At 36.9% G+C, this 24565-nt stretch carries 20 protein-coding genes; 12 read left to right on the top strand and 8 right to left on the bottom strand.

Annotation, left to right across the window (positions count from 1 at the left end; translation table 11 throughout):
• The first annotated feature begins 7 nt into the window (after window positions 1-7).
• From argB to I215_RS16670, 4 genes are all read left to right on the top strand, one after another.
• On the top strand, window positions 8-793 hold the full coding sequence (gene argB, locus I215_RS10725) for an acetylglutamate kinase (RefSeq protein ID WP_008991984.1): 786 nt from the start codon (window positions 8-10) through the stop codon (window positions 791-793).
• Between the two features lie 6 nt (window positions 794-799).
• The gene (locus tag I215_RS10720) at window positions 800-1864 is read left to right on the top strand and encodes a M20 family metallo-hydrolase (RefSeq protein WP_008991983.1); all 1065 of its coding nucleotides are present in this window, start codon (window positions 800-802) and stop codon (window positions 1862-1864) included.
• 90 nt (window positions 1865-1954) lie between these two features.
• Window positions 1955-3235 carry an argininosuccinate lyase gene (argH, locus tag I215_RS10715; protein WP_008991982.1) on the top strand — a complete coding sequence of 427 codons (1281 nt, stop codon included), beginning with the start codon at window positions 1955-1957 and terminating at the stop codon, window positions 3233-3235.
• Between the two features lie 305 nt (window positions 3236-3540).
• Window positions 3541-3840: a zinc ribbon domain-containing protein gene (locus I215_RS16670; protein WP_008991981.1), complete on the top strand. Its 300-nt coding sequence runs from the start codon at window positions 3541-3543 to the stop codon at window positions 3838-3840.
• An 18-nt stretch (window positions 3841-3858) separates the two neighbouring features.
• On the opposite strand, the gene I215_RS10710 is transcribed toward I215_RS16670, so the two are convergent.
• Window positions 3859-4395, bottom strand: coding sequence for an NADPH-dependent FMN reductase (locus I215_RS10710; RefSeq protein ID WP_008991980.1), 537 nt, complete (start codon window positions 4393-4395; stop codon window positions 3859-3861).
• Between the two features lie 110 nt (window positions 4396-4505).
• On the opposite strand from I215_RS10710, the gene I215_RS10705 reads away from it, so the two are divergent.
• Entirely contained in the window at window positions 4506-5393 is an 888-nt protein-coding gene (locus tag I215_RS10705; protein WP_008991979.1) for an aldose 1-epimerase family protein, read from the top strand.
• A gap of 283 nt (window positions 5394-5676) precedes the next feature.
• On the opposite strand, the gene lpdA is transcribed toward I215_RS10705, so the two are convergent.
• Window positions 5677-7080: a dihydrolipoyl dehydrogenase gene (lpdA, locus tag I215_RS10700; RefSeq protein WP_008991978.1), complete on the bottom strand. Its 1404-nt coding sequence runs from the start codon at window positions 7078-7080 to the stop codon at window positions 5677-5679.
• Between the two features lie 365 nt (window positions 7081-7445).
• Between lpdA and I215_RS10695 the strand changes: the two genes are divergently transcribed.
• Entirely contained in the window at window positions 7446-8870 is a 1425-nt protein-coding gene (locus tag I215_RS10695) for an L-serine ammonia-lyase (RefSeq protein WP_008991977.1), read from the top strand.
• A 21-nt stretch (window positions 8871-8891) separates the two neighbouring features.
• On the opposite strand, the gene I215_RS10690 is transcribed toward I215_RS10695, so the two are convergent.
• Genes I215_RS10690 through I215_RS10680 form a run of 3 tightly spaced genes read right to left on the bottom strand, consistent with a single transcriptional unit; the run spans window position 8892 to window position 11560 of the window.
• On the bottom strand, window positions 8892-9647 hold the full coding sequence (locus I215_RS10690; RefSeq protein ID WP_008991976.1) for a LytR/AlgR family response regulator transcription factor: 756 nt from the start codon (window positions 9645-9647) through the stop codon (window positions 8892-8894).
• Between the two features lie 55 nt (window positions 9648-9702).
• Complete coding sequence (locus I215_RS10685; protein WP_008991975.1) at window positions 9703-10011, bottom strand: 2TM domain-containing protein; 309 nt, start codon at window positions 10009-10011, stop codon at window positions 9703-9705.
• 4 nt (window positions 10012-10015) lie between these two features.
• Window positions 10016-11560, bottom strand: coding sequence for a 2TM domain-containing protein (locus tag I215_RS10680; protein ID WP_008991974.1), 1545 nt, complete (start codon window positions 11558-11560; stop codon window positions 10016-10018).
• Window positions 11561-11887: 327 nt separating this feature from the next.
• Here I215_RS10680 and recG point away from each other — a divergent pair, with 327 nt between their 5' ends.
• The 4 genes from recG to I215_RS10660 all read left to right on the top strand — a co-directional run bounded on the left by recG (window position 11888) and on the right by I215_RS10660 (window position 17754).
• Window positions 11888-13990: an ATP-dependent DNA helicase RecG gene (recG, locus tag I215_RS10675; protein ID WP_008991973.1), complete on the top strand. Its 2103-nt coding sequence runs from the start codon at window positions 11888-11890 to the stop codon at window positions 13988-13990.
• Window positions 13991-14215: 225 nt separating this feature from the next.
• Entirely contained in the window at window positions 14216-16642 is a 2427-nt protein-coding gene (gene pheT, locus I215_RS10670) for a phenylalanine--tRNA ligase subunit beta (protein ID WP_008991972.1), read from the top strand.
• A 152-nt stretch (window positions 16643-16794) separates the two neighbouring features.
• Window positions 16795-17496, top strand: coding sequence for a hypothetical protein (locus I215_RS10665; RefSeq protein WP_008991971.1), 702 nt, complete (start codon window positions 16795-16797; stop codon window positions 17494-17496).
• 24 nt (window positions 17497-17520) lie between these two features.
• Window positions 17521-17754: a putative signal transducing protein gene (locus I215_RS10660; RefSeq protein ID WP_008991970.1), complete on the top strand. Its 234-nt coding sequence runs from the start codon at window positions 17521-17523 to the stop codon at window positions 17752-17754.
• Window positions 17755-17810: 56 nt separating this feature from the next.
• Here the strand turns inward: I215_RS10660 and I215_RS10655 are convergent, their stop codons facing one another.
• The gene (locus I215_RS10655; protein WP_008991969.1) at window positions 17811-20702 is read right to left on the bottom strand and encodes an FAD-binding and (Fe-S)-binding domain-containing protein; all 2892 of its coding nucleotides are present in this window, start codon (window positions 20700-20702) and stop codon (window positions 17811-17813) included.
• 80 nt (window positions 20703-20782) lie between these two features.
• Here I215_RS10655 and I215_RS10650 point away from each other — a divergent pair, with 80 nt between their 5' ends.
• Window positions 20783-21277 (top strand): hypothetical protein, encoded by a 495-nt coding sequence (locus tag I215_RS10650; protein WP_008991968.1) that lies wholly within the window; start codon window positions 20783-20785, stop codon window positions 21275-21277.
• Between the two features lie 129 nt (window positions 21278-21406).
• Window positions 21407-22510, top strand: a complete 1104-nt coding sequence (locus tag I215_RS10645) for a TlpA disulfide reductase family protein (RefSeq protein WP_008991967.1) — start codon at window positions 21407-21409, stop codon at window positions 22508-22510.
• A gap of 412 nt (window positions 22511-22922) precedes the next feature.
• On the opposite strand, the gene I215_RS10640 is transcribed toward I215_RS10645, so the two are convergent.
• On the bottom strand, window positions 22923-23609 hold the full coding sequence (locus I215_RS10640) for an SIMPL domain-containing protein (protein WP_008991966.1): 687 nt from the start codon (window positions 23607-23609) through the stop codon (window positions 22923-22925).
• Between the two features lie 50 nt (window positions 23610-23659).
• Entirely contained in the window at window positions 23660-24307 is a 648-nt protein-coding gene (locus I215_RS10635; RefSeq protein ID WP_008991965.1) for a rhomboid family intramembrane serine protease, read from the bottom strand.
• Window positions 24308-24565 lie beyond the last annotated feature (258 nt).

The following is a 24565-nucleotide window of genomic DNA, read 5'->3' as shown; positions in this document are numbered from 1 at the left end:
GATAAAAATGAAAGTATCTGTAGTTAAGATAGGTGGTAATCTCATTGAGGACGAAGCTTGTTTAGAGAAAGCCTTGGATAATTTCGCACAGCTTAAAGGCTTGAAAATTTTAGTTCACGGTGGCGGTAAGCTCGCAACACAGTTGGCACAAAAACTTGATATTAAAACTAAAATGATTCAAGGCAGAAGGGTTACCGATGCAGAAACGCTTGAAATTATAACCATGGTATATGGTGGACTGGTGGGTAAAACCATTGTTTCAAAACTACAGGCCAAAGAATGTAATGCCATAAGTCTATCAGGAGCTGATTTAAATAGTATTCAATCGGTCAAGCGCCTTGTAAAAGAACATGATTTTGGATTTGTAGGAGATATCAGTAAGGTAAACACTCAGAGCTTTATCACACTGCTTAAAGCTCAAATAACACCAGTTTGCTGTGCCATTACCCATGATGGAAAAGGACAATTACTCAATACCAATGCCGACACCATCGCCTCCGAGATTGCCATCGCACTCTCTGATGAATATGAGGTTTCCTTATACTACTGTTTTGAAAAAAAAGGAGTTCTAAGGAGTGTTAGCGATGAGAATTCGGTAATTAGAGATATTGATCGCTCCTCCTATAACAATTTGATTGCTCAAGGGATCATCGCTGATGGAATGCTTCCTAAACTACACAATTGTTTTCATGCTCTGGAGAACAAGGTGCACCATGTTTATGTGGGAAGTATTGATATGTTAGCAAATCCAACGGAAGTAAAAACAACCCTGCACTTAAACGAATTAAACTAAAGTATGATGACCATAGAATCCCTAAAAAAAGAGGCTATTGCCCTTTTAAAATCACTTATAAGAACTCAATCCTTTTCATCAGAGGAAGACAAAACCGCTCTTTTAATTACCGAGTGGTTTAACCGCTATCAAATCCCATTTAAACGACAAGGTAATAATATTTGGGCTTTTAATGATGATTTTCAATCCCATAAGCCATTGATGCTTCTGAATTCACATCATGATACAGTAAAGCCTAATAGCGCCTATACGAAAGATCCATTTGATGCACATATTGAGGATGGAAAACTATTTGGATTAGGAAGCAATGATGCTGGAGGTTGTTTAGTGTCACTAATAGCCACCTTCACCTACTTCTATAAAAAGACCGATTTAAAATACAATCTGGTTCTTGTAGCCTCTGCCGAAGAAGAAAGCTCAGGGCCCAATGGGCTTAAATCAGTTTTAAAGGATTTACCCCATATCGATGTAGCTATTGTAGGAGAACCCACACTTATGAACCTAGCTATAGCAGAAAAAGGATTAGTCGTTTTCGATGCCGTGGTTAAAGGAACACCAAGTCATGCTGCCCATCCAAATGATGATAATGCTATATATAAAACCATTGACGTTTTGCAGTGGTTTAAGGATTACAAATTTGAAAAAGTATCGAATGTTTTAGGTCCTGTAAAGCTAACAATCACTCAAATTGAGGCTGGAAATCAGCACAATGTTGTGCCCGCTGATGTTCGAATGGTTATTGACGTTAGAGTGAATGATAAATACAGTAACCAAGAAATATTCGACACCTTAAAGAGAGAAGCGCCATGTGAGTTGACACCCAGATCACTTAGTTTAAATTCATCTGCCATCCCTGAAGATCACCCATTAGTTCAAGCTGGAATTTCCTTGGGTAGATCAACATACGGTTCACCTACCCTTTCCGATCAGGCCAACTTATATTGTCCTTCATTAAAATTAGGTCCAGGTGACTCTACACGTTCACATTCAGCCAATGAATTCATCTACGTTAAAGAAATTGAACAAGGGGTAGAATTGTACATTGAGCTACTCACAAAAGTATTGGAGTAACGGATGATGATAAAAAAATGCCATATCATAAAAAAATAACACAACAACCGCTAATTTTACGGCGTTAGAATTCAAAAAATAAATAAGGATATGAAACTTTGGGATAAAGGCTTTTCTACAGATAAAAAAATAGATGTATTTACCGTTGGTTCAGATAGAGAACTGGATCTGGTAATTGCCAAATATGATGTATTGGCATCCAAGGCACATGCTAAAATGCTCGCTAAAATCGGAATGATTTCTCCAAAAGAAGCCGATGAGTTAACAGCTACCTTAGATGCTATAGGCGAAGAAATTCAAAATGGAAATTTTACTATTGAGGACAGTTTCGAAGATGTGCATTCCAAAATAGAGTTTTTGTTAACTGAAAAACTGGGTGATACTGGTAAACGAATACATACAGCACGGTCTAGAAACGATCAGGTTTTAGTAGCGGTAAACCTTTACCTAAAAAATGAACTTGCACAAATAAGGCAAAGCACTAAAGAATTGTTTGATCATCTAATCCTATTAGCAGAAAAGTATAAGGATGTATTACTGCCAGGTTATACACATTTGCAAATCGCGATGCCTTCTTCTTTTGGATTGTGGTTCTCGGCCTATGCTGAGAGCTTAATCGACGATTTGTATTTTGTAGAAGCAGCTTATAGAACTGTTGACCAAAATCCACTAGGAAGCGCGGCTGGTTACGGTAGTTCTTTTCCTATAGATCGAGATTTCACCACCGCTGAGTTGGATTTTAATGCTCTTAAATATAATGTAGTGGCAGCGCAAATGAGTCGAGGAAAATCAGAGAAGTCTACCGCCTTCGCATTGAGTAGTGTTGCCAGCACGCTATCGAAATTCGCAATGGATATTTGTCTCTATATGAGTCAGAATTTTGAATTCATCTCCTTCCCTAACGAGCTTACCACAGGGTCGAGCATCATGCCTCACAAAAAGAATCCTGATGTTTTTGAACTCATCCGTGGGAAATGTAATAAAATTCAAGCGGTCCCAAATCAATTATCAATGCTTACCACTAACCTACCAAGTGGCTACCACAGGGATCTCCAACTCACCAAAGAAATAATTGTCCCAGCGATTCAAGAGCTTAAATCCTGTTTGGAAATGATGAGTTTTTCAATTACAAACATCATTGTAAATCAAAGTATCCTAGAGGATAAAAAGTATGACTATTTATTTAGTGTTGATACCTTAAATGATCTGGTGTTAAAAGGTATCCCATTTAGAGATGCTTATAAACAAATGGGTCAGGATATTGAAAAGGGTGACTATCAACCAAAGAAAGACATAAAACATACCCATAAGGGAAGCTTAGGGAACCTATGCTTAGATGAGATCAAAGCTAAAATGGATCAAATTCTTTAAGGTTAATTGCCATATCCATAATGACCTAAAAAAACAAGGCACTCTATTATTAGGGTGTCTTGTTTTTTTATGGTTACATCAGTTATTTTATAAATCAGAGCGTAAAATCCATTGATCGCTTTAGCGTGGATGGGATGTAAGGAACACACTACCCTTGGGAGAGGATGTATTGACGTATTGTTTCAGGTGATGCTTCACCAATAGAAAAAACGAATTAACCTTCTGAACAGAAAGTACGCTTGCGCCAAAACTGTTTCGACAAAGAAACGGAATGCTTTTGGCAAATGAAGTAAGGAGATTGTTATTTGAGCCTACGTACGATCTGTGAGATTGAAAGGGAACTTGTAAAGGTGGATAGGTTCTACCCCAGCTCAAAAACGTGTAGCGTCTGCGGTTGGATAAATGAGCATTTGAATCTTTCAACAAGGCAATGGACTTGTAAAAACGGACACGTTTTAGACCGTGATCATAACGCAAGGATCAATATCCTGAATGAAGGATTAAAAATACATCGGCTGGGACGGTCGTTTACAAAGGTGGAGCGTTCAAATAAGACTACTTCGGTAGCACCACTCGATGAAGCCCGAAGCCCATCATGTCTTTAGCGTGTGGGTAGTCGTTCACTATACTCTATTTAGGAATGCTTGTAAAACTACTTTGTGTTGTTCTGTTAGTTCATCATTAGTGATCACTCCTTTTTTGATCGAAAAATTCTCTTTAAAATTCGGTAAGGAAAATTTGTCTTCAACGAGTGCTCCAAATCGTGGTAGTAATTTTTCCGTAACCTCAATAGAGCCCTTCGCTCCCCTAGCCCCAGTGGAAGTACCTAGAAGGAAAATAGGTTTATTAATTAAAAATTTGCAATCAACTCTAGACAACCAGTCGATTAAGTTTTTAAAATACGCCGAAGGATTACCATTGTGTTCATTAACACCTATGATGACCCCATCGGCCTGGACGATATCATCTTTTAGTTCAACCAAGGACTCATTATATCCTTCCTCTCTTTCCAAATCTTCACTAAAAATCGGGAACTCCACCTTAGCCATATTTAAAAGTTGAATATCGTAATCATCTATTAAGGAGACTGTATATTTAACAAGTTCATAGTTTATTGAAGTGCTTGAATTACTTCCTGCAAAAGCAATGAGTTTTTTCATGAATTATAAGCTAATTAATTTTGTTATTATTGTTAAATATAATTAACTTTTTTCACATTGATCCTTCAAAGGTTTACTTTTACAATTCAATTTTCTATAGATACTTTTCCATGTCAAAAGCAGGTGAATATACCATACAAAATGAGTATTTAACAGTAGTTATTCAGGATACTGGAGCCGAGATCTCCAGTATAAAGGACAACCATTCAAAGGAATATATCTGGCAAGCAGATCCAAATATTTGGGGAAGTCATGCACCTGTGCTTTTTCCTATTATCGGTGCTTTAAAAAACGGCACTTATACTTATGATGGGGTGCTATACGGTGTCCCTAAACATGGGTTTATCCGAAATAATAAAAACCTGAAGGTACTTAAGCATTCCAAAAGCACCTTACAGCTTCAATACATTTATAGTGATGAAACACTTAAAAACTACCCTTTTCAATTCGAGTTCATTATCACCTTCTCTTTAAAGAAAAAAAGCTTGGAGGTTCATCACCAAGTTAAAAATCACACGTCTAACCAAGAGATGTTGTTTTCATTAGGTGGTCACCCAGCATTTAAATGCCCTTTAACTCCAGAAGAGAATTACAACGATTACGTTTTAAAATTTCAATACAACGAAAACAGTGACCGTCATTTGATCGATGAGAATGGGTTGCAAAACGGTGAGACTCTTCCTTTTTTTAATAATCAGGACACTATCGAATTGCAGCATTCATTATTTAAAGATGATGCATTAATTTTTAAAGATTTAAAATCTCGCAAAGTTAGTTTAGCACATAAGATTAAAGGAGAAGTATTGAGTGTATCATTTGAGGATTTTAATTACCTTGGTGTATGGGCAAAAACAGATGGCAATTTTGTATGTATTGAACCGTGGTTGGGTATTACAGATCACGCAGATACCAATGGTGATTTTAAGCAAAAGGAAGGGATTTTAACACTTGCTGGAGGAGAAACCTTCAACGCCTGCTTTACTATTGAAATTTTTTAGAAGGTATCATTTTTGCTAATTCACAGGATCTCTGGATCCAAAACCAAATGGATTTCCTTTGAGCGGATGTAACACTTACCTAAAAAATTCTTCCACAGGAGGTTATTACCTTCTGTTTCTTCACCCCTTCAAGATTTTGAAGGGCGTTTAAACTCCAAAAAAAAGGGGTGACCTTACTAAAAGAATCCAACCCCTCCTCTTTTTTGTAACACTTTAAAAGTGCTTATTTATTCCATTTTCGTAACTAGTAGTTAGCTTATAAATAAACTAACCCACTATCACTTTATACATGTAAGGCTCTATTATCAGTAGCTGCAAGTGCCGCTTCTTTAACTGCTTCTGCATAAGTTGGGTGTGCATGGCTCATTCTTGAGATATCTTCTGCACTTGCCCTGTATTCCATAGCGGTAACTGCTTCAGCAATTAAATCAGCTGTTCTTGCTCCGATCATATGGATCCCAAGAACCTCATCGGTTTTCTCATCAGCCAAGACCTTAACAAAACCATCAATATCCATGCTTGCACGAGCTCTCCCTAATGCGCGCATCGGGAATTGTCCCGTTTTATAACTCACCCCTTCTTCCTTTAATTGCTCTTCTGTTTTTCCCACTGCAGCAACTTCTGGCCATGTATAGACGACCCCAGGAATAAGATTGTAATTAATATGTGGCTTTTGTCCAGCTAAAGTTTCAGCAACAAAAACCCCTTCTTCCTCAGCTTTATGAGCAAGCATAGCTCCTTTAATAACATCGCCAATTGCATAAATGTTAGAAACATTGGTTTGAAGATGTTCATTTACTTCAACTTGCCCTTTATCATTTAACTTTACACCAGCTTTATCTAGGTTTAGTCCTTCTGTGAAAGGTCTTCGACCTACAGAAACTAAACAATAATCACCTTCAAAGCTCACTTCTTTTCCTTTTTTATCATCAGCTTTCACGCAAACTTTGTCTGCTTTACGGGTGACTTCTTTTACTTTATGTGAAGTATAGAATTTCATTCCTCCTTTTTTCAAAGAACGCTGTAACTCTTTAGAAAGTCCACCGTCCATCGTTGGAATAATTCGATCCATATATTCAATGACACTAACCTGTGCTCCAAGACGGTTGTACACCTGTCCTAGTTCTAACCCAATCACGCCACCACCGATAATGACAAGATGTTTTGGAATTTCTTTTAGTTTTAAAGCTTCCGTAGAGGTAATAATACGCTCTTTATCCAATTTAATAAACGGCAAGGTCGACGGCTTAGAACCAGTGGCAATAAGACTTCGTTTAGCTTCTATTTCTTGAATTTCTCCGTCTTTATCAATACTTATATGCGTAGCATCCTTAAAGCTACCAACTCCGTGATAGACATCAATTTTATTCTTATCCATCAAAAACTCAATCCCTTTGGTGGTCTGATCTACAACACCTTGTTTACGAGAAATCATTTTTTCTATATTAACCTTTACTTCACCAGGAATTTCAATACCGTGAGCTTCAAAATTTTTGACAGCCTCCTCATAGTGATGAGAAGAATCCAAAAGTGCCTTTGAGGGGATGCAACCTACATTAAGACAAGTACCACCTAGAGTATCGTACTTTTCAATAATGGCAGTTTTCATTCCAAGTTGAGCACAGCGTATTGCAGCTACATAGCCGCCAGGTCCAGAGCCGATTACGGCTACGTCATATGAATTCATAAAAGTTAATTTTCTATAATTAATCTAGTTTGATAACAAAAATACAAATGTTTTGCGCAACTAGGGCTATGAAATAATTGAAAAATATAGCTTTTAAGGAGCTCTTAGAATAAGGGTAAAGAATTCCAAAAATCCTCAAAAATTAATACTGAATTTTCCACATTTACCCAAAAACAAAATAAGAGTTAGAAAACATATCGATAAAATAAAAAAAACGTGACAATCTCCTGGTTTTTACAATAGTCCTTTAAAAGCTTTAAAGCACCAAAAACACTGGGGATTCCTATACGAAAATATTTTAGATCTATTAACTTTTACCTTGTATAAGTATATGTATCTTTGTGGCTACTTTAACGTTTTCGTCTATGGAGTGTATCAGTATTTTTGACATGCTAAAAATTGGCGTTGGCCCATCTAGTTCTCACACCTTAGGACCCTGGCGAGCAGCACAGCGGTGGATAGAGGAATTAAAAAATGATAAATTATTCCACAAGGTGGCAAGCATTCAGGTTCATATGTTTGGTTCCTTATCTTTAACAGGTAAAGGTCATGCCACTGATTTGGCAGTTTTACTTGGGCTTTCAGGGACTGATCCTGAATATGTACCTATTGAAGATATAGACCCTATTGTAAAGAAAATAAAGGAGACTTTAGAACTGAACTTTAACAACGAAAGAAAGATCGATTTTACCCCTGAGAAAGACCTGATTTTTCACAGGGATTTTCTTCCTTTCCATGCCAATGGCATGCGTTTTTCGGGCACATTGGATGATGGCACTACCTATGAACAAACCTACTACTCTATAGGTGGAGGATTTGTAGTTAAGGAAGAACTCTATCATCCAAAGGACAACTTAGACATTATAAAGCAGTTTCCCTATCCTATTCAAAAGGGTACTGAACTGTTACACTTCTGCCACACAGAACAACAATCGATTTCTGAGATAGTATTAAAAAACGAACTCTCACTTCGAAGTGTTCAGGAAATCGACACCGAATTAAAACGTATTTGGGACACCATGCTTGAATGCATGTATTTAGGTTGCCACACTGAAGGTAATCTACCCGGTGGTCTCAATGTAAGAAGACGCGCCTTCGATATCCACGAGCGATTAAAAGGAGATCTGAAATACGATTCCCCTACACAGTGGATTGAAGTGATTCGTAAAACCGAAGTAAAGTTTAGGCAAATTCTAAAATGGGTAAGCTGTTTTGCCATTGCAGTAAATGAAGTAAACGCCTCTTTGGGAAGGGTTGTAACCGCACCAACCAATGGCAGTGCTGGAGTCATCCCTTCTGTTTTGATGTATTATATGGTCATCGAAAACCACCAAGCAGGTTTTGAAGAAATTAAAAAGTTCTTATTGGTGGCAGGAGAAATTGGGAGCATCTTTAAAAAAGGGGCCACTATCTCAGCAGCTATGGGTGGTTGTCAAGCAGAAATAGGAGTGTCCTCTGCAATGGCAGCAGGTGCCTTGACAGAACTCCTTGGAGGAACTCCAGACCAAGTATTAATTGCAGCTGAAATTGCTATGGAACATCACTTAGGACTCACCTGTGATCCAATTGGAGGTCTTGTCCAAATACCGTGTATCGAGCGTAACTCCATGGGAGCAATCAAGGCTATCAATGCAGCAGAACTAGCTTTGGATACCGATCCAAAGAATGTGAAGGTACCTTTGGATATGGTAGTAAACACCATGTGGGAGACCGCTAAAGATATGAACTCCAAATACAAAGAAACCTCAGAAGGAGGATTAGCTGTAGGGGTTCATTTAAGTGACTGTTAAATTAAAAACAGCTATTCAATTTTAACCTAACCAATCTTTAAAGGATTTTACTCTTTGACGGCTAACAATAACCTGTCCATCTTCTAAATGATTCATCTTTAGTCGAAGACGGTTATTGGTGTAATTGAGAATATCGCCAATTTGGTTTATGTTTATGATGTAGCTTCGGCTAATTCGAAAAAACAGATCTGGTTGTAGGTCTTCATAGATCGCATCCATGGTGCTATCCATTAGATAGCTTCGATTCTCTAAGGTGTGAAGATAGGTTCCTTTATCTCGACTGTAAAAACACACGATATCATCCATAGAAATGAGCTTGATGCGTTGTCCCACATTTACGCTAAAACGCTTTTTATACTCTCTATCAATGGGATTGATAAGCAGTTTTTTCACCTCTTCAAAGTTTAAAGAGACCTGGCCTTTATCTGGTTTAAAATGGCGGTATTTGGCTACGGCATTTTCCAGTTCTTCTTCATCTATCGGTTTAAGCAAGTAATCAATACTATTGAGTTTAAAGGCCTTAAGAGCATATTCATCATAGGCTGTGGTAATGATTATGATGCTATGAATCTGAACGGTCTCAAAAATTTCAAAGGACAAGCCATCAGAGAGCTGAATATCTAAAAAAATCAGATCTGGATGTTGGTTATTTTCAAACCATTCCACAGACTCCTTGACATTGTGAAGTAACTGATCGACCTCCACTCCTAGTTTACCTAACATTCGGCCTAATCTACGCGCTGAGGCTGCCTCGTCCTCAATAACTACTACTTTCATAAAATTTATCTATTCCTTTAGTTGGTTTTAATTAATGTTGGAGTTTAATACGAGATTATTCCCATTTATGTTCCGATTCCTTTTTGTAGGTTTCCTCTCTTTCCATAAATTCCTTAATCTTACGCTCTTCCCAGTCCTTGGAGAAAATCAAATTAAACCCAAATAACTTCAAGGCTTGAACGACTATTACAAAACCCCACCATACCGTTATCCACAAAAACCAGGGATAGGTTAACCCATTGATCATATAATTACACACCAACAAGAATAAGTTGACTACAATAAAAATAGCCAATGAAGTGTAAAACTTTTTTAACTCCTTAACCCGCTCCTTTGCTTTGATATATTTTTCGTCTATTTCCATCGTATTATTTATTTTGGTTTTCTTTATCCATGAACTCTTTCATTTTTTTATCCTCCCAATCTTTGCCTAAGAAAGGATGATAATTATAAACTTCCATACCGTGAACAGCGAGTCCAATTCCCCAACCAATAATTGGAAAAATAACCCATGTAAAGTCTGGACTTGTTATATGGTTTATCCAAGCTAAGAAGGGAATCACTAGAAGATATGCCGTAAGGTTAGCATAAAAGCCCTTTAATTTTTTGGCTTTCTCCCTATCGGTATCTTTGCTTATAAAAGGATGATAATTGAACACCTCTAATCCATGCATGATCAATCCAATACCCCATCCCACAACTGGGAAAACAATCCATGGAAAGCCCGTATATGTAGTATAGTACACCCAAACTAAAAATGGGATCACAAAAATATAAGAGGTAAGGTTTCCATAGAATCCTTTGAGATCCTCTATCTTTTTTTTAGCGATTGCATAGCGCTTTTTATCAATATAAATTTCCTGAATTTGTTCCATTTTGACTCGTTTGGTTAAAAGCGGTAGCTTAACACTAAAGTTAGACACTGATTTCTCTACCTCTACATCTCTCGCTGTTAATAAAGCATAACGCTGTTTAATATTCACTAGTCCTACTCCAATGCTATGTTTAATTACCGCCTTAGGCTGATTATTATTCGTTACTACTAAATACTGCCCCTTTTGAAAAATTTTTACAACAAGAGGTGATTCTTGTGTAATTTGATTGTGTTTAATTGCATTTTCAAGAAGCAACTGTAAAGAACACGGAACCACCTTAGCTTGAAAATTAATATCCTGAGCAATTTCAAAAACGATGCTGTTTTCAAATCGCATTCGAACTAAGGTCATATATGTTTTGGCAAAGTTTAGCTCCTCCTCCACACTGACTAGTTCTTTGGATTTTTGTTCAAGTACATAACGATACACCTTGGAGAGTAAGGTGGTGAACTTTTGAGCAGCCTCTGGGTTTTCTTCAATTAAACTGTTGAGCACATTTAAACTATTGAATAAAAAATGAGGATCCAATTGACTCTTTAGCGCATCAAACTGAGCAGTAGCTTCTCCTGCTATAAATTTCTGTTGCTTAAACTTAGATTCTTGTTTAGATCGATACAAATGAAATCCACTAAATGCAACACCAACTAGAAAACTAACAGCCAGGGGTATTACATAGTATTCCATCCTATCCTGAATTAAGAACTCTCTTATTGTGGCTCCATTTACAAAGTATTGAACCCCAAAATTTAAAACAACCAAACAAGCGTAACTCAACAGGACAGCCCCTAAAGATGTTATAAAGAATAATGTATTTGGATTTATTTTAAATTTATTTTGTCTTCGGATCCACCTAAAGAAACTTGCATTGGCTATAAAGAGAACGATCGTATAAATTAAGCTAAGGATCAACCTTGACCATAGAATCTCATTGAAAGACACCTGTCCTTCATTGCCATAGTAGATTATGGTAATAATTACAAAAACAACGATTCCTACCAAAAACCCTCTGACAATATCTTTTATTACATTAAGTATCATCCTAAAAACAAATTATTATCAATAAAAGTAGTAAAACTTTGACATATACCCTCTGGAGCAATTGTACTGATTGAAGATTTCAAACTTTGCTCCTGCAAGTGAATACCCAAAGGGTTTAAGGTTAGAATTCTTGTAATCAAGTAATACACGAGATAATAAATTAACTGCATCATTTTTTGATTGATTTATGATTTGGTTCAAAATTGTGACATTATCGAGCCTTATTAAAATATAAATAACCGAATTGTTGAATTTTAAGGATGAATTGTTAATTATTAGTTTAAAGGTCGCTTTTAAACTTTCCAGCGAACTGTTATCTTCGTAACCATGAATCCAGATATACTACAAACACCTATAGAATATTTAAAGGGAGTGGGCCCCTTAAGAGCAGATATTCTTCGTAAGGAATTAGGTATTGATAAGTATCAGGATCTTATCCAACTCTTTCCAAATCGTTATATTGATAAAACCCGATACTATAAGGTTAATGAACTGCAACAAAACGGTGCTGATGTTCAACTTATAGGATACATTACAAATTTCCGTACTGTAGAGCAAAAAAAGGGCAGGCGACTAGTGGCCACCTTTAGAGATGACACTGGAACCATGGAACTAGTTTGGTTTAGAGGGCAAAAATGGATTACTGAAAATACCAAACGTGATCAACCTTATGTCATTTTTGGGAAGGTAAATTGGTATAACGGATTCTCTATGGCCCATCCAGAGATGGAGTTATTCTCAGAGCATGAAAAGAGCATGCGTTCTGCTATGCAAGCCATTTATCCTTCCACGGAAAAACTCGCCCAGAAAGGAATCAGCAATCGCGTGATCATAAAGTTAATGGAACAACTATTTATGGCCACCAAAGGTCGCTTTTTAGAAAACCTACCTCAGAGCATATCCCAGGAGCTAAAATTGATCTCTAAAAGCAAAGCAATGTTCAACATTCACTTTCCTCAGAGTCAGGACCTTCTCTCAAGAGCACAGTACCGATTAAAGTTTGAAGAATTGTTTTACATCCAACTTCAATTACTCTCAAAAAACATCAATCGCAAATCGAAAATAAAAGGTTATGTCTTTGAGACAGTTGGTGTGAGTTTTAAAACCTTCTACGATACCTACCTTCCTTTTGAACTCACTGGAGCACAAAAACGAGTGATTAAAGAGATTCGAAATGACCTAGGTAGTGGTGCACAAATGAACAGACTTCTTCAAGGAGATGTAGGATCTGGAAAAACCATTGTAGCTTTAATGAGCATGTTACTTGCCATTGATAATGGATTTCAGACAACCTTAGTAGCTCCTACAGAGATTTTAGCCACCCAACACTATAATGGTATAGTAGAATTAGTTAAAGATATGGGCCTTGCGGTACGCTTACTCACCGGGTCTACCAAGACCTCAGCTCGAAAAGAAATACACCAACAACTCTTAAGCGGAGAGTTACATATTCTTATCGGCACCCACGCCGTATTGGAAGATAAGGTGAGTTTCAAAAACTTGGGGCTTGCAATTGTGGATGAGCAGCATCGCTTCGGAGTAGCGCAAAGGGCTAAACTTTGGCGTAAAAACCAAATCCCACCTCATATTTTAGTGATGACTGCAACCCCTATTCCTCGTACATTAGCCATGAGCCTTTACGGAGATCTCGACATATCTGTTATTGATGAATTGCCACCAGGGAGGAAACCAATAACTACAGTTCATCGATACGATAGCAATCGACTCAAGGTATTTCGTTTTATAAAGGATGAAATACAAAAAGGACGACAGATCTATATCGTGTATCCTCTAATTCAGGAATCTGAGAAACTAGACTATAAGGATCTTATGGATGGGTATGAAAGTATCGCACGAGAATTCCCAGCCCCAGAGTTTCAAATCTCCATTGTCCACGGGCAAATGAAACCAGCAGATAAAGATTATGAAATGGAGCGCTTTATCAAAGGAGAAACTCAAATTATGGTCGCCACTACAGTTATTGAAGTGGGGGTTAATGTGCCCAATGCCTCTGTAATGATTATCGAAAGTGCCGAGCGTTTCGGACTCTCACAACTGCATCAATTACGAGGAAGAGTGGGACGTGGGGCAGAACAAAGCTATTGCATCTTAATGACAAGTCACAAACTATCATCAGATTCTAAAACTCGGTTACAAACTATGGTGTCAACCAATGATGGTTTCGAAATTGCAGAGGTAGATTTAAAACTCAGAGGCCCTGGTGATCTGATGGGAACCCAACAAAGTGGTATACTAAATTTAAAAATAGCAGACATCGTAAAGGACAATGATATCCTAAAGGCAGCTAGGCATTATGCTAGTGTCATCCTAAAGAAGGACCCTAAATTTGCCATGTCAGAACACCAAGCTATGCGCCAGAACTATCTTCTTCTAAACAAGGATAGAAAAATCTGGAATTACATAAGTTAAACCACAAAGAGTAACTTATATTCTGTTATACTTTAATCTAAATAAGACAAATTTTCATCCCATCAAGTTTCAACTATCTCTCGCCCTATCTAAAGTTCCATTGCCATTAGCTTTAAAATTGCCACAAAATATGTAGCATTTACCATGTTATTCTACAAGGTAATATTTCCTATTTTCCATTGTGGATTAGTATATTTGCAGTTCAATTCAAATTATTAAGCACAGGTGAAAATATCATATAACTGGTTAAAACAATTTATTCAACTCAATTGGGATGCTGAAAAGACATCAGAATTATTAACTGATTTAGGATTAGAAGTAGAAGGAGTTGAAGAATTTGAGTCGGTAAAAGGTTCTTTAAAAGGCATTGTAGTAGGTCACGTACTCTCTTGTGAACAACATCCAAATGCCGACCGATTAAAGCTTACTAAAGTAGACGTCGGAGCAGCAGATCCTCTTCAGATTGTATGTGGAGCCCCTAATGTGGCAGCAGGTCAAAAGGTTCCTGTGGCTACTATTGGCACTACCCTTTATACAGAAAACGGAGAGTCATGGGTGATCAAGAAAGGAAAAATTAGAGGAGAGGAATCCTTTGGAATGATATGTGCCGAGGATGAATTAGGCCTAGGGAAAGGCCATGATGGAATCATGGTATTAGAAGATGCTCTAGAACCTGGCACTCCATGCGCCGAATTATTTGATATTGAATCCGATACTGTTTTTGAAATAGGTCTTACACCAAACCGCGCTGATGCCATGAGTCATTATGGGGTGGCACGAGATTTAAAAGCAGGGCTGATTCAAAATGATATTCACTTAGAATTCATTACGCCTTCAGTTAGTAGTTTTCATGTCGACAACAGAACACTTAGAGTAGATGTCGATGTTCAAAATAAAGAACTATGTCCTCGTTATTGTGGTGTGACTATCTCAGGAATTAGGGTGGAAGAATCTCCGGCTTGGATTAAAAATAGACTCAAAGCCATTGGAATCACTCCTAAGAATAATGTAGTGGACATTACCAATTATGTGCTTCACGAATTGGGGCAACCGCTTCACGCCTTTGACGCCAATATGATCGCCTCTAAGAAGATCGTAGTGAAAACGGCAGAGCCTGGCACGAAATTTACCACTCTAGATGGTGTCGAGCGCGAGCTCCACCAAGAAGACCTTATGATATGCGATAGCGAAAAGCCATTGTGTATTGCGGGTGTTCTAGGAGGAATGAATTCTGGGGTCACGGAGAGAACTACAGCAGTTTTCTTAGAAAGTGCATACTTCAACCCTGTATCGGTTCGAAAAACTGCGAAAAGACACGCAATTAATACCGATGCTTCATTCCGCTTTGAAAGAGGTATTGATATCAATAGCACCAGATATGCTCTTTTAAGAGCGGCATTATTTATTAAAGAAATCGCAGGTGGAACTATCTCTAGTGATGCAGAAGATTTTTACCCTAAAAAGTTTGAAGATTTTCAGGTATTTTTAACCTTCGAGAAAGTAAATTCACTCATTGGTCAAAACCTTTCAACAGATACTATTAAATCTATTTTGAGTTCCCTAGATATTAAGATTAACAATGTTACCGAAACGGGGATCGGTCTAACTATCCCATCCTATAGAGTTGATGTACAACGTGAGGTAGATGTCATTGAAGAGATTTTGCGTATCTATGGATATAACAATATAGAGTTTACCCAAAAATTAAATGCATCCATAGCACCAACTTCCAAATTTGAGGATTATAAAATTCAGAACTCCATTGCAAATCAACTGGCCGCAACTGGATTTCATGAGATTATGACAAATTCGCTCTCCTCTCCTAGCTATGTAGAACTCAGTGAGGATTTTAAAGAACAGCATAATATCAACATACTAAATCCACTTAGTAAGGAACTCTCTGTTATGCGACAATCCATGCTCTTTAGTGGTCTTGAAGCTATTGAGCACAATATCAATCGCAAAAGCAATGATTTGAAGCTTTTTGAATTTGGGAAGACCTATCATCAGTACGGTAATCAAAGAGAAGAACACAAACATTTGAGTATATTGATCACCGGGAATATTCACCGAGAAAGCTGGAGTGTAGCAGAACAAAAGAGTGACTTTTTTGTTTTAAAAGGTATCCTTGATTCCATAATTGAACGTCTTGGGCTTTCTGACCCAAAGGCCAGTGCTGCCAAATCTGCTTTATTCTCAGAAGGTTTACTTTATAAGATCGCTAATGAGAATATCGTATCTTTTGGTGTAGTTGATCAAAAGATTTTAAAACACTTTGATATCAAACAACAAGTATTATACGCCGATTTTTATTGGGATAATGTACTAGAGCTAGTAAAACAACAGGACATTAACTTCACATCCTTCTCAAAGTATCCTGAGGTACGAAGAGATTTGGCTTTACTGATTGACCAAAATATCAACTTTGACGCCATTTCAGAAATAGCATATAATTGTGAAAAATCACTATTGAAAGATGTCAACTTATTTGATGTCTATCAAGGAGATAAAGTTCCAGATGGCAAAAAATCGTACGCGGTAAGTTTCACCTTGCAAGACACAAGTAAAACCTTAACAGATAAACAGATTGATAAGGTTATGCGTAAATTACAAAGCAGTTTCGAAAAGCAACTCAATGCGCAATTACGCTAAAAGAAATAGCGCGCATAAGGCAATTTAAAACTTCAATATTCGAATTATCCCAAACATTCGGAAGGTTAACTTTAACACCTTCGTAGTAATGCTTTGGGATAATTTGTTTAAATTTGATAGAGGCCTTATTTTAATTTTAAGTATTGTAATCTATGTGGAGTCGAGTTAACATCGAAGAAAAGCTTAAAATCTTCAGAGATAAAAATCATCGCGGGGAACAATTACTAAAAGAGGTTTATGAAATTCTAAATAGACAATCCAATATTCAACAAGAACTTCAATCCCCCACTAAAGGTTATAACGAATTTCATTTCGAGATTTTGGATCACAGTAGAATCTATCACATCGAACATATCAAGGCGATATGTATTGCGTATCGTCTACGTTTTCTAAGTTCTAAATATTTCAAAGGTAAATATCCAAAGAAGGCATTGGAAGCCGTGAAGAAATTAGAAGATGAACATCAAATAAAGTTACAAGGCTTTAAAATTGTAGCACCTTCTAAACTTTTTAAATTGGAAAATGCCGATGATCCGTTATTATTCGCACCCATGGGAAATGATTATTTCTACCTGATTCACAAATGGGGAAAGGATTTGCATCCCTTTCGCAAGTATTTGGTCTTACCATTTAAAAGCTTTCTGCATTTGGCCATAACTGTGATAGCTCTTAGTTGGATAGTGGCTAATTTAATTCCATTAGAGCTTTTCACCCCTGAGCAAGGCAGCAGTTATTTTTGGATTCTCTTTCTTTTTGTTTTTAAAATGATTGGAACCATAACCATTTTTTACGCAGTGGCACTAGGTAAGAACTTTAATCCTGCAATATGGAATAGTAAATATTACAATAGTTGAATAATTATTTAAAAGGTAAATATCATGGAAGACAAAGACTATATTCGAATTTTCACCGGCAGTAATATCATCAGCAAACGATTAGTACAGCTGCTAAAAGAGGCTGGAATTAATCCTATTGTTAGAAACGAAACAGAGTCCGCAAGACTAGCCGGTTTTGGCCCTACAGTAGTTGATCAGGTTCAAATTTTTGTACATAAAGATGAACACAATCGAGCTTTACAAATTAGTCAAGAACTAACCGCTGAGGAAGAGTAATACAATCTATTTTAACCCTTCTTCACTAGTAAGACTCCTTTTTACTTACATAAAGCTTACACCAAAGCTTGCTTTAGAAGGCTTATAGGGTGAATAGCTTTTACCCCTGTGCCGTCTTGAATTTGATGTCTGCAGCTGGTACCATTGGCTACAATGGTCACCTGGTCAGTGGCTTTTCTAATAGCTGGAAACAATCGCAGCTCCCCCATTTGCATACTAACGTTATAATGTTCCTGTTCATAACCAAAAGAACCAGCCATACCACAGCAGCCTGAGTTAATGAGCGTAACATTGTAATTGATCGGTAAATTCAAAATATCAAAACTCACCTTGACATTGGATTGAGATTTTTGATGACAGTGAACATGGTATTTAATAGTACGCTTTTCTTGGGTAAACTGATCTGGAGTAATGACACCTTTTTTAATTTCAGCAGACAAAAACTCTTCAAGAATAAAACTTCCAAAACCTAGTTTTTTAGCAGTATCTAGGTCATCGACCATTCTTAAATATTCATCCCTAAAGCTAAGAATTGCTGAAGGCTCAATCCCAACTATTGGAATTTGTTTTTCAAGATATCCCTTCAGGGCTTTTGTATTTCGATTGGCATATTTTTGGGCCTGAGAAAGAAAACCTTTGGATATAAAACTACGACCACTTTCACCAAAATACAGTATTGGATTATAGCCAAGTCCTATTAGCAAATCAATAGCGTCCTTTCCAATTGATACATCCATATATTGTGTAAACTCATCAATATAAAGCACCAGTTCTTTAACGGTTTTTGGTGTAACTTGTCTTTTTTGAAGCGACTTGTTTAAATAAGAATCAAAATTAAAGCGTTGAATTCCAGGTAAATTTCTTTTGTTCGCTATCTTGAGGACCTTTTTTAGTACATACCCCATGATTTGACTATTGGTAGCCCAAGGCAAAAGACTCCCTAGTTTATTAAGCTTGGTATTATAAGCAAATGCCCGATCTCTTAGAGTAGGTGCATTACTTTTGTAATATTGATATAAAAATTCTGCTTTCAAGGTAGCCACATCCACATTGCTAGGGCATTCACTACTACAGGCCTTACAGCTAACACATAGATCAAAAACTTCTTTAAGTTGTTCTTGATTAAATTTATTGGGCTTTTCAGAATGGGTTAAATATTCCCGAAGCGCATTAGCACGGGCTCTTGTAGTATCCTTTTCATTCTTTGTAGCATGGTAGCTCGGACACATTGCACCATTTGAATGATGAGTTTTTCTACAATCTCCACTTCCATTACATTTTTCTGCAGCTCTTAAAATCCCAAGTGAATCAGAAAAATCAAGAAGCGTATTAACCTCTGGTTCCTTTCGATCGGTCTCATACCGTAGATTGGTATCCATTGGGTCAGCATCTATAATCTTACCAGGATTTAAAATACCTTTAGGGTCAAAAGTGTTTTTGATACGTTTTAAAAGTTCATAATTAGCATCCCCGATCATGAGTTTTATAAATTCTGCACGTACCCTTCCATCTCCATGTTCTCCACTCATGGATCCACCATACTTTTTAACTAAATGAGCTACATCGGTAGTGATTTGGCGAAATAGCTTTACATCTTCCGATTTCTTCAAATCCAAAATAGGACGTAGGTGCAGTTCTCCTGCTCCAGCATGGGCGTAATAAACGGCCTTTTGATCATATTTTTTCATAATAGCGGAGAACTCATCGATATATGCACTTAAGTCCTCTATGGTAACCGCTGTATCTTCAATACATGCAACGGCCTTTTTATCCCCTACAATATTTCCTAATAATCCCAGTCCAGCCTTTCTGAGTTCAAGTGCCTGATCAATTTCACTGCCATATAAACAAGGGTGCGCATAGCTTAAACTTTCATCTAAGGCAGCTGTTAAATGGTCACGTTTCTGCTCTAGGACCTCCGTATCATTTGACCTTAACTCCAACATTAGAATAGCCTTTGGGTCACCCTCTATAAAAAATCGATTCGGTAATTGTGATTTGTTATTCTTAGTACAATCTAAAATTACCTTGTCCATCATCTCACATGTAAACAAATCATGTTTCATCACCTTATGTACTGTGTTGCAACAATCCTCTACACTGTTAAAGTGAGCAGCAACCATAACCCCTTGTTCTGGCATGAGATAATCGAGCTCAAGTACTAATTCGGTCATAAAGACTAATGTACCTTCACTACCAGCAATGAACTTACTTAAATTAAACCTTTCGCCTTGATTATTGAAAGGTTGAAGGTTCAACAGCTCATCAATGGCATAGCCCGTATTTCTTCTGTGAATCTCTGGTTTGGGAAAGTTACTACGGATTTGCCAATCAACTCCTTTATTCGAGAGTTCCTTAAAAATTGAGCGATAAACCTCCCCTTCTAGGGTTTCCAATGTCAACTTATGCTTAAATTCTTCAGTGGTTAGTTCTTTAAAAACCACTTTTGACCCATCACTTAAAACTCCGTGAATCTCAACAATCTTATCTCTAGTTACTCCGTACTTTATAGAAGTTGTCCCACTAGAATTATTCCCGACCATACCTCCTATCATACATCGATTGGAAGTAGAGGTGTTTGGTCCGAAAAAAAGGCCATGAGGTTTTAGATAAGTATTTAATTCATCTCTAATAACTCCAGGCTCAACACTTACTCTTCGTGTATTTAAATCCAATTTTATAATCCCTGTCAGATGTTTGGACACATCAACCACGAGTCCTTCTCCAACACATTGTCCAGCAAGAGAGGTTCCCGCAGTCCTTGGTATGATCGGAATACTGTTTTCATTACAAAACTGAACAATTTGAGTAATATCCTCTACATCTTTCGGATAGCATACCCCTAATGGAAGTTGCCGATAAACAGAAGCATCAGTAGCATAAATAGTACGGTGTAGATCGTCTAAGAGTAACTCCCCCTTTATAATTGAGGATAAGGCCTTTAGCATGAGTTTAGAAATTTTTAACAATATAATATAAACTTTTAGTTAATATTATATCGTATATATGTCAAACAAAAACCAAATTTATGAAAAAGCTACTATTATTTAGCGTTTTAGTTATTGGATTTACTTCGGCGAGTGTCGCACAGGAAATTTCTAAAAATGCATTAGGATTACGTCTTGGGGACGGTAATGGATTTGGAGCAGAAATCTCCTATCAAAGAGCTATTTCTTCCAGTAATCGTCTGGAATTTGATCTTGGTTGGAGAGATGAAGATCATTTTGACGCCTTTAAACTTACTGGGCTTTATCAATGGGTATTCCCAATAGAAGGTGGGTTTAATTGGTATGCAGGCGCCGGTGGTGGATTTGGAAGCTATGACGGTGACAGAGCGTGGTTCGACGAGCATCATCATGACCACAGTGGTACCTTTTTATTTCTAGCTGGTGATGTGGGGATAGAATACAATTTTAACATCCCACTACTACTCTCTCTGGATTTTAGACCAGAATTGGGATTCAACGACTTCGACGACGATTTAGGATTCGATATTGGTTTAGGGATCCGCTACCAGTTTTAAAACTTTAGTAGAAATTATATGTAAAGGCCTTGAAAAAATAGTTTCAAGGCTTTTATTTGTTAATTCTCTTTTGGAATTGAACTGAAATTTTAACTTTGTAACCAGCAAAAACCAAATAAATATAACTGAATGAAAAAAATTGGATTAATTATTGTCCTTCTTGTAGGTTTAGTAGCTTGCGAAACAGTTGCTGAAAACACCTACAAGGTAACAGTAAATGCGGAAGGAGCAGAAGAGGGTAAACTAGTATATTTACAAAAACCACAAACTGGAATGCCCCCAAGTGTTATAGATACTTTAGAAATAAAAAACGGTACTGTAGAATTCAGTGGAACTGCAGAGAGTCCACAGTTACATTACTTACTTTTCGATGGAAATCGCGGGATACTTCCTTTGATCCTTGAAGAGGGTAATATTACCGTTACTGCTCATATTGATAGTTTAAACACCTCAAAGGTTGTAGGTACGCCATCAAATGATGACTTCACCTCTTTTATAGAGGGTACGATGAGTATTCGAGATAAAATGGCCAGTATCCAACAACAAGGTATGGAAGCCCAACAAAAAGGTGATACCGTTACCTTAAATACCTTGACTGAAACTTTTAAAGAAGTTCAAGAAGAGGCTAGAGAATATGAACAAAACTTTGTGAAAAACAATTCTGACTCTTACATCTCCTTAATGGTTATTCAGCAAATGGCCAATAGCCCTCATGCAGATAAAGCAGCTGAACTTTTCGATGGGTTGTCAGAAGAATTAAAAAACGATGAGATTGGTAAAGCCTTAAGCAAACAATTTGAAGGGATCAAAAAATTATCTATAGGATCAATTGCTCCTGATTTTTCAGCACCTACCCCTGAAGGTGACACGATCTCCTTAAAATCTTCATTAGGTAAAGTTACCGTTCTTGATTTTTGGGCTGCATGGTGTAAACCATGTAGAGTTGAAAACCCTAATTTAGTTAAACTATACAACGATTTCCATGAGAAAGGTCTTAGTGTTGTAGGTGTATCTTTGGATAGAAAAGCAGAGGATTGGATAAAAGCAATTGAAGAAGATCAATTACCATGGCATCATATGTCAAACCTAAAATTTTGGCAAGATCCTATTGCAGAGATGTATAACATCAAATCCATTCCAGCAACTTACATCTTGGATGCAGAAGGTAAAATTATTGCAAAAGACCTTCGTGGAGAAGAGCTCTATGATAAAATAGCTTCCCTACTTCCTTAAAAGTTATAAAACACAATTCTTCATTATAGAATATGCATGATTTTAAAGGTTACTCCTTGAAATCTTAACGATAAAAGCTCAGGTGATTTAAAACTAAATTTCCTGAGCTTTTTCCTTTATATGACAAGTCGTAAAATGTAGTTTGAAGTCACCCACAACTCCACCAATTGCCATAAGACAACTAATAATGGAATGCTCCATTTCAACTAAAGTGAATTGATGGTTAATAAACTTTTTCTATTAATGTTTTTAGCCACTTTTTGATTTCCAACCATAGTTTTTTAAGTATATAAATGCCAAAGTATCTTAGAGATGCTAGTCTTTAAAGCCCCACTAAAGTGAATATAAAAGGGCTACCCCAATGGATAGCCCTGCATGAATTTTTTATTCTATCAATGTGATAAAAGTTGTATTATTTCAGTTCAAATCGGATAGAAACTGAAGCTTTAATAGCCATTTCACCAACAGCGATAGTTTCCATATTGCCAGAATCACTAAAGCTTGCTTTAGCCATTTCCATTCTATAAACAGGCTGTGGTGCACTTACACCTCCTGATTCGTTAATATATAGCGCCTTTCCTACGCTCATTCCCAAGGCAGAAGCTAGCTCGTGTGCTTTCTTCTTTGCATCTTTTACCGCTGCAATTCGCGCCTCTGTCTTGTGTTGTTCAATCCCTGTAGATCTAAATTCCACACCGTCAATTCTGTTAATTCCTGCATTTAAAAGCCCTTGAGTAAAGTCGGTATACTTATCCAAATCCTTTAAAAGAATCGCGATGGACTGATTGGCTACATAATTGTATTCTTTGGTCTGGTAATCGTAGTTTTTATTTAAGTTGATATACTCAGTATTTATATCCTTTTGATCGATGTCCATCGATTTGGCATACTTAAGGATCTGATCGATAGCCTTATCGTTTAATTCTTTGACCTGCTGAGCGGATTTACCTTGATTTTCTACTCTTACTTTGATAAATACTTGATCTGGAGTAACTTTAACTATCCCTTCTCCACTAACAGAGATATAAGGTGAGGTTTCTTGTGCTGTTAGGCTCATGCTTGCGAATAATACGGTTAATATTAAAATTGCTTTTTTCATCTATAATTGCTTTATTGGTTTTATTGTTCTATAACAAACCTAGTGCCAAACTATAATTTGTTTGCTTTTTCAAGTATAAATAAAATCAGAATAGGAAGCGCTAATAAGCCAACCATTAGAGGTTGAACCCATATCAGTGAAGGGAAAAATAATAACGTAACTAAATATCCTCCAATTGCACCACCAAAGTGCGCAGTATGTCCTATATTCCCCACTCTATTGCGCATTCCATAAATTGAATACAAAAGATATCCTATTCCGAAAATATAGGCAGGGACCGGGATGGGAATAAAAAAGAAACCAAGTCGCATATCTGGTTGTAATAAAATTGCTGCATACAAAATACCAGTAACCGCTCCACTAGCTCCTACGGCACTATAGTGATATTCATTTTTATGAAAAATCATCGATAGAACATTCCCAGCCACAAGGCTAATTAGATATATAATCAAAAACTTAACACTCCCTAAATAAACCACCACAATAGGGGCAAAAAAATAAAGTGTTAGCATATTAAACAGCAGGTGCGTCATATCAACGTGTAGAAAGCCAGAAGTTAAAATTCTAATTTTCTCTCCCCTTTTTATAGAACCTATATGAAACTTATAGCGTTCAAAAAAGCTGTAATCTTTAAACCCCTTATAGGAGGCCAGAACATTGGCTAAAATAACCACAATGGTAACAATGTCTATATTCATAGTGCGTAATAAAATTTTCTAGTTCAAATATATGGTATTCCATTTTTATATTATCCTTGTGGTGTTTTAAATTCTCTGAAACCTTTTTCTTTTTAAAGAATCACATTCGAATAATTTTCAAGGTTTAAATGTAGAAATTAATGAGGCTTATTTTGTAAAATCTAGTAAGACATGTTTGTGACACCGATATAAATCAACTTAAATATCCCTTTAAGCCTACTATTAATTTTTATGTACATTTGCCAAAATTGATACTGC

This window comes from Galbibacter marinus (assembly GCF_000300875.1).
Classification (GTDB): Bacteria; Bacteroidota; Bacteroidia; order Flavobacteriales; family Flavobacteriaceae; genus Galbibacter; species Galbibacter marinus.
The sequence above is the reverse complement of the archived record's forward strand: the minus strand, read 5'-3'. Positions and strand labels throughout refer to the sequence as shown.

Coding starts and splice junctions, on each gene's coding strand:
- argB (WP_008991984.1), top strand. CDS start 8: ATGAAAGTATCTGTAGTTAAGATAGGTGGTAATCTCATTGAGGACGAA.
- I215_RS10720 (WP_008991983.1), top strand. CDS start 800: ATGACCATAGAATCCCTAAAAAAAGAGGCTATTGCCCTTTTAAAATCA.
- argH (WP_008991982.1), top strand. CDS start 1,955: ATGAAACTTTGGGATAAAGGCTTTTCTACAGATAAAAAAATAGATGTA.
- I215_RS10710 (WP_008991980.1), bottom strand. CDS start 4,395: ATGAAAAAACTCATTGCTTTTGCAGGAAGTAATTCAAGCACTTCAATA.
- I215_RS10705 (WP_008991979.1), top strand. CDS start 4,506: ATGTCAAAAGCAGGTGAATATACCATACAAAATGAGTATTTAACAGTA.
- lpdA (WP_008991978.1), bottom strand. CDS start 7,080: ATGAATTCATATGACGTAGCCGTAATCGGCTCTGGACCTGGCGGCTAT.
- I215_RS10695 (WP_008991977.1), top strand. CDS start 7,446: ATGGAGTGTATCAGTATTTTTGACATGCTAAAAATTGGCGTTGGCCCA.
- I215_RS10690 (WP_008991976.1), bottom strand. CDS start 9,647: ATGAAAGTAGTAGTTATTGAGGACGAGGCAGCCTCAGCGCGTAGATTA.
- I215_RS10685 (WP_008991975.1), bottom strand. CDS start 10,011: ATGGAAATAGACGAAAAATATATCAAAGCAAAGGAGCGGGTTAAGGAG.
- I215_RS10680 (WP_008991974.1), bottom strand. CDS start 11,560: ATGATACTTAATGTAATAAAAGATATTGTCAGAGGGTTTTTGGTAGGA.
- recG (WP_008991973.1), top strand. CDS start 11,888: ATGAATCCAGATATACTACAAACACCTATAGAATATTTAAAGGGAGTG.
- I215_RS10665 (WP_008991971.1), top strand. CDS start 16,795: ATGTGGAGTCGAGTTAACATCGAAGAAAAGCTTAAAATCTTCAGAGAT.
- I215_RS10660 (WP_008991970.1), top strand. CDS start 17,521: ATGGAAGACAAAGACTATATTCGAATTTTCACCGGCAGTAATATCATC.
- I215_RS10655 (WP_008991969.1), bottom strand. CDS start 20,702: ATGCTAAAGGCCTTATCCTCAATTATAAAGGGGGAGTTACTCTTAGAC.
- I215_RS10650 (WP_008991968.1), top strand. CDS start 20,783: ATGAAAAAGCTACTATTATTTAGCGTTTTAGTTATTGGATTTACTTCG.
- I215_RS10645 (WP_008991967.1), top strand. CDS start 21,407: ATGAAAAAAATTGGATTAATTATTGTCCTTCTTGTAGGTTTAGTAGCT.
- I215_RS10640 (WP_008991966.1), bottom strand. CDS start 23,609: ATGAAAAAAGCAATTTTAATATTAACCGTATTATTCGCAAGCATGAGC.
- I215_RS10635 (WP_008991965.1), bottom strand. CDS start 24,307: ATGAATATAGACATTGTTACCATTGTGGTTATTTTAGCCAATGTTCTG.